The following is a 6,491-nucleotide window of genomic DNA, read 5'->3' as shown; positions in this document are numbered from 1 at the left end:
TTAGTCAATTTTTCTGAGAAATTATTGACAGGAAGTATTGGAAGCGCTTCTGCTCGAATTTTAATTTCTTCTGTTGTAAAAGAGGAAGAAATTAGCCTTCCAGAAGTATTGAAAATTTTAGATGAAACGCAAAAAGCAAAAGAATCTAACAAGACATTAAAAGAAAGAGATAAACAAAAAGATGAGTTTCTGGATACTGTTGCACATGAACTAAAAACACCCATAACTTCTATTAGAGCTCTGTCTGAAATATTATTAGATGATAATGAAATTGAAAACGATGTTAAAAATAAATTTTTAACAAGTATTTTAAGTGAAAGTGAACGCATTAGCAGACTCATAAATAACATTTTAGATTTAGAAAAATTAGCCACTGGTAAAGAAAAATTAGAATTAAAAGAAAATTCAATACAAGAAACTATTTTAAAATCCATTAACTCTGTACTGCCGTTAGCAGAAAAAAAGAAAATTGTAATTAATACAGAAGGAATAAAAAATGCACACATAATTTACGATGAAGATAGAATTCAACAAGTAATTATAAACTTGCTATCAAATGCCATAAAATTTTCAAATGAAGAAATTGGAAGCGTTTCAGTTTATACTTTTCAGAACGAAAATAATATTGAAATTTCAGTAGAAGACAATGGAAAAGGAATTTCAATAGATGAATTAGAATCAATTTTTAATAAATTTTACCAATCAAAAAATCAAACCATATTAAAACCCGTTGGAAGCGGTTTAGGCTTGGCTATTAGCAAACAAATTATTGAAAGTCATAATGGTAAAATTTGGGCTGAAAATTTTAAACCAACTGGAGCAAGAGTCACATTTATTTTACCAATAAACAAGAAGTAATATGAAAAAGATACTAATTGTAGACGACGAACCTAATATTGTAATGTCTTTAGAATATATCTTCAAAAAAGAAAATTTTGAAGTATTCATTGCTAGAGATGGCTCTGAAGCCATTGAAATTGCTGAAGATAATCTTCCAGACATTGTTTTGCTAGATATTATGATGCCGAATGTTGATGGCTATCAAGTATTAAAGCATTTAAAAAACAGTTCGAAGTTAAAGGATATTAAAGTACTATTTTTATCTGCTAAGAATAAAGTTTCCGATATAGAATTGGGCTTACAATTAGGAGCCGATAAATATATTTCCAAACCTTTTTCAACTAAAAAATTAGTAAAAGAAGTAAAAGAATTATTAAAATAAAAAAGATATTCAACTAAAAAAATAAGTATATGAGTTATCAAAAACACTACAAAAGCAGTATCGAAAGCCCAGAAAATTTTTGGAAAGAACAAGCTGAAAATCTAAAATGGTATAAAAAACCATCAACTATTTTATCTAAAGATGAAAATGGATTTGACCGTTGGTTTGCAGATGGAGAATTAAATGTGTGTTATTTAGCAGTTGATAAACATGTAGAAGATGGTTTTGGGGAACAGGCAGCCATTATTTACGAATCACCAGTTACGCAACAAAAAGTAACCTATACATACAACGAAGTAAAAAGTAAAGTAGAACGTTTGGCTGGTGGATTGAGAGATTTGGGTGTTAAAAAAGGAGATACCGTCATTATTTATATGCCAATGATTCCACACGCTGCATTTAGTATGTTGGCTTGTGCCCGAATTGGAGCGATTCACTCGGTGGTTTTTGGTGGTTTTGCGCCACACGAATTGGCAATTAGAATAGATGATTGTAAACCAAAAGCAATAATTACTGCAACATCTGGAATGGAAGTTGACCGTCTAATCGCCTACAAACCAATGGTTGATGAGGCCATTGAACTTGCACAACATAAACCAGAAAAGGTAGTTGTATATCAACGTAATTTGGGTGCTGTTAATCCAAAAACAGAACGCTATATCAGCTATAAAAAATTAGAGAAAAATTCCGAACCTGCGGCCTGCGTTCCAATGAAAGCAACGGATCCACTTTATATTTTGTACACATCAGGTACAACAGGAAAACCAAAAGGTATTTTACGTGATACTGGAGGTTATGCAACCGCTCTAAAATATTCAATGAAAAATATTTATGGTGTTGAAGAAGGAGATACATTTTGGGCAGCATCTGATGTTGGTTGGGTTGTTGGTCATAGTTATATTGTTTACGGGCCACTATTAAATAGAAATACAACTATTGTTTTTGAAGGAAAACCTATTAAAACTCCTGATGCAAGTACATTTTGGAGAATAATAAGTGAAAATAATGTGAAAGTGATGTTCACTGCGCCAACTGCAATTAGAGCTATAAAAAAGGAAGATCCAGATGGTGAATTAATGCAACAATATGATTTAAGTTGTTTGAAATATCAATTTTTAGCTGGTGAACGTTGCGATGTTGCCACTTTAAAATGGCTGGAACAAAAATTACAAATTCCTGTAATTGACCATTGGTGGCAAACAGAATCTGGTTGGCCAATGGTAGCAAATTCTATGGGAATAGAAGCGTTGCCAGTAAAACCAGGCTCTGCAACAAAACCTGTTGCAGGTTATGATATTCAAATTTTAAATGCAGAAGGCGAGCAAATTGGTGTAAATTCGGAAGGTTTTGTAGCTGTAAAATTACCATTACCTCCAGGAAATTTATTAAATATTTGGGGCAATACAGATCGTTTTATTGATGGTTATTTAAAGAAATTTTCAGGCTATTATTTTTCTGGAGATGGAGGTTATATAGATGATGAGGGCTACGTTTTTATTACTGGTCGTGTAGATGATGTAATTAATGTTGCCGGACATAGATTATCAACTGCCGAAATGGAAGAAATAGTTGCCTCTAATCCTTCCGTTGCAGAATGTGCTGTATTTGGTATAGAAAACGATTTAAAAGGGCAAGTTCCTTTAGCATTGGTTGTTTTAAAATCTGGTGATTATGTTTCTAATTTTGAATTAGAATATAATATTGTTCAAGAGGTTAGAAAACAAATTGGACCTGTTGCCTCACTAAAAAAAGTACTGATTGTTAAGCGTTTACCAAAAACACGATCAGGAAAAATCCTTCGAAAATTATTGAGAAATATTGCCGATGGTGTTGAATTCTCAATTCCTTCAACAATTGATGACCCTGAAATAGTTTCTGAAATTACACACGACTTCAAACTTCATAAAATTGGAATTTATGAGCACGCAACTGAAGAGGAAAAAGAAACTTTAGACGATTTACAAGTAGATTCTTTCATTAAGTATTATAAATCTTACCAACATAGTGTTAATGATCCAGAAGGATTCTGGGCACAAATTGCAGAGACATTTACATGGCGTAAAAAATGGGATAAAGTTTTGGAATACGATTGGGATAAACCAAAATTTGAATGGTTTAAAGGTGCAAAACTTAATATTACCGAAAACTGTTTAGATCGTCATTTAGAAAAAAGAGGAGATGACCCAGCAATTATTTGGGAGCCTAATGATCCTAAAGAACCAAATATAATTTTAACATATACAGAATTACATTCAGAAGTGAGTCGTTTTTCCAATGTGCTTAAAAATAACAATGTTGTAAAGGGAGATAGAGTTTGTATTTATATGCCAATGGTTCCTGAATTAGCAATTGCCGTATTGGCTTGTGCTAGAGTTGGAGCGGTACATTCAGTGGTTTTTGCAGGTTTTTCTGCAGTAGCACTTTCAACAAGAATTAATGACGCCGAATGTAAAATGCTTTTAACAACAGACGGTGTAAATAGAGGAGCAAAAGCAGTGGATTTAAAAATTATTGCAGACGAAGCTTTAGAAACGTGTCCAACTATTGAAACTTCAATTGTACTGAATAGAATTAATTCTAAAGTTACAATGAAAGAAGGAAGGGATGTTTGGTGGCACGATGAAATAGCAAAAGTAGATGATATTTGTCCTGCTGAAGAAATGGATGCTGAAGATATGCTATTTATCCTATACACCTCAGGATCAACAGGAAAGCCAAAAGGAATGGTACATTCGTGTGCTGGGTATATGGTGCACACAGCTTATAGTTTTAAAAATGTATTCCAATACCAACATGGTGATGTTTATTTCTGTACTGCAGATATTGGTTGGATTACCGGACATTCATATATTGTTTATGGACCATTAGCAGCTGGTGCAACAACATTAATGTTTGAAGGAGTTCCATCATACCCAGATTACAGTCGTTTTTGGCAAATTGTTGAAAAATATAAAGTGAATCAATTCTATACAGCACCTACTGCAATTAGAGCGTTGGCGGCACAAGGAAATGAATTAACAGAACAAAATGATATAAGTTCCATAAAAGTATTAGGAACTGTAGGAGAGCCGATTAATGAAGAAGCATGGCACTGGTATGATGAAAAGATTGGAAAACAAAAATCTCCAATTGTAGATACTTGGTGGCAAACTGAAACAGGTGGAATTATGATTTCTCCAATGGCGGGTGTTACTCCTACCAAACCAACATTTGCAACAAGACCATTACCTGGAATTCAGCCTTGTATTTTAGACGATAATGGAAATGAAGTTAACACAAATCCTGCAGAAGGTAAATTGTGTATTAAATATCCATGGCCTTCAATTGCACGTACAATTTATGGAGATCACAAGCGTTATAAAGAAACTTATTTTACGGCATTTAAAGACAAATATTTTACCGGAGATGGTTCATTTAGAGATTTAGAAGGTAATTATAGAATAACAGGTAGAGTTGACGATGTTGTAATAGTTTCTGGACATAATTTAGGAACTGCACCAATTGAAAATGTAATAAACGAACATTCAAATGTTGTAGAGTCTGCCATTGTTGGATATCCACATGATATTAAAGGAAATGCGCTATATGCGTATGTAATTGTGTATGAAACTCCTGAAAATGATGATTTCTTACGTCACGAAATCAACGATTTAATAAGAAGAACTATTGGGCCAATTGCAAAACTAGATAAAATTCAATTTGTACCTGGCTTGCCAAAAACACGTTCAGGAAAAATTATGCGAAGAATTTTAAGGAAAATAGCAGAGAATGAAACCTCTAATTTAGGTGACATTTCAACCTTATTAAATCCTGATGTTGTGGCTGCTATTATGGAAGGTTCTTTGGTGAAATAATTTAGAAAGTTAATAAAAAAAAGAATTCTTTTTATTGCTGCTATTTTCTTATTGCTTCATTTTATTTGGAACTACTTTTTAAAAAAGTTCTAAAAAAAATGAAGCAATCTTTTTTTAAATTAAAAGACAACTTCACTTCTATTATAAGGTAATAAAAAAGTATTTTATTAATATTAGATTACTTGTTTATTTATTCAATAACATAAAATCGGTTAACACCATAGCTGCCAATGCTTCAACAATAGGCACAGCTCTTGGCACTACACAAGGATCGTGACGACCCTTTCCCATCATTTCAACAATATTTCCATCTTTATCTATGGTTTGTTGTTTTTGCATAATGGTTGCAACTGGTTTAAAAGCTACTCGAAAGTAAATATCCATTCCGTTGCTAATTCCTCCTTGAATTCCTCCGGAAAGATTTGTTTTTGTAGAACCATCATCATTAAAAATATCGTTATGCTCAGAACCTTTCATTTTAGCACCGCAAAAACCACTTCCATATTCAAAACCTTTAACAGCATTAATAGAAAGCATTGCTTTACCTAATTGGGCATGCAACTTCTCGAAAATTGGTTCTCCCAAGCCAACTGGAACATTTTGGATAACACACGTTACTGTGCCACCAATGGTATCTCCTTGTTTTCTAATTTCATCAATTTTAGAAATCATTTTTTCTGCAACTTCAGCATCAGGACAACGAACAATATTATCTTCAATTTTACTAAAATCCAAATCCTGATACGGTTTTTCTAAAAATAAATCACCTACAGATGACGTGAATGCATTAATTTTTATCTCAGAAATAACTTGTTTTGCAACTGCTCCTCCAACTACCCAATTAGCAGTTTCTCTAGCAGAAGTCCTTCCTCCTCCTCTATAATCTCTATGACCATATTTTTTATCATAAGTAAAATCTGCATGAGAGGGTCTAAATGAATCTTTTATATGAGAATAATCATTAGAACGTTGGTGTACATTTTTAATAATAAATCCAATAGAAGCACCTGTAGTTTTTCCTTCAAAAATACCCGATAAAAATTGTACCTCGTCTGGTTCTTTACGTTGTGTTACAATTTTAGATTGACCTGGTTTTCTCCTATCCATATCCTTTTGAATGGCTTCAAAATCAACTTCAATTCCAGCAGGACAACCATCAATTACACCACCAATAGCTTCACCATGTGATTCTCCAAAAGTTGTAATTGTAAATATTTTTCCAAATGAATTAGACATAAAAATAATTTAAGCAACAAATGTAAAAAAAGAATTTTATAGAAGGTAGGTTTCCCAAATGAAATAAATTTAAAAAAACCACAGTTTTATTGCCATAATAATAACCATAACAATTAAAAAGTTACGAATCATACCATCACCTTTTTTAACAGACCATCTACTTGCAAACCATCCTCCCA

At 32.6% G+C, this 6,491-nt stretch carries 4 protein-coding genes; 3 read left to right on the top strand and 1 reads right to left on the bottom strand.

The features are described 5' to 3' along the window. The 3 genes from AB1Z17_RS09880 to acs form a co-directional block, all read left to right on the top strand. Positions 1 to 858 (top strand): sensor histidine kinase (locus AB1Z17_RS09880; RefSeq protein ID WP_368051638.1); only part of this gene is annotated, 858 nt, incomplete at its 5' end. Position 859: 1 nt separating this feature from the next. After that, on the top strand, positions 860 to 1,222 hold the full coding sequence (locus AB1Z17_RS09875; RefSeq protein ID WP_368051637.1) for a response regulator transcription factor: 363 nt from the start codon (positions 860 to 862) through the stop codon (positions 1,220 to 1,222). A 29-nt stretch (positions 1,223 to 1,251) separates the two neighbouring features. Beyond that, a complete protein-coding gene (gene acs / locus AB1Z17_RS09870; RefSeq protein ID WP_368051636.1) occupies positions 1,252 to 5,076 on the top strand; it encodes an acetate--CoA ligase in 3,825 nt (1,274 codons plus the stop codon). A 186-nt stretch (positions 5,077 to 5,262) separates the two neighbouring features. Here the strand turns inward: acs and aroC are convergent, their stop codons facing one another. Further along, positions 5,263 to 6,312, bottom strand: coding sequence for a chorismate synthase (gene aroC / locus AB1Z17_RS09865; RefSeq protein ID WP_368051635.1), 1,050 nt, complete (start codon positions 6,310 to 6,312; stop codon positions 5,263 to 5,265). Positions 6,313 to 6,491: the final 179 nt, after the last annotated feature.

This window comes from Lutibacter sp. (assembly GCF_040883305.1).
Lineage (GTDB): Bacteria > Bacteroidota > Bacteroidia > Flavobacteriales > Flavobacteriaceae > Lutibacter.
Note: the sequence above shows the minus strand (reverse complement) of the source record. Positions and strands in the feature narration are given on the sequence as shown.

Bases quoted from the DNA above. Each gene is read 5' to 3' on its own strand.
- AB1Z17_RS09875 (WP_368051637.1), top strand. From the start codon at position 860: ATGAAAAAGATACTAATTGTAGACGACGAACCTAATATTGTAATGTCT.
- acs (WP_368051636.1), top strand. From the start codon at position 1,252: ATGAGTTATCAAAAACACTACAAAAGCAGTATCGAAAGCCCAGAAAAT.
- aroC (WP_368051635.1), bottom strand. From the start codon at position 6,312: ATGTCTAATTCATTTGGAAAAATATTTACAATTACAACTTTTGGAGAA.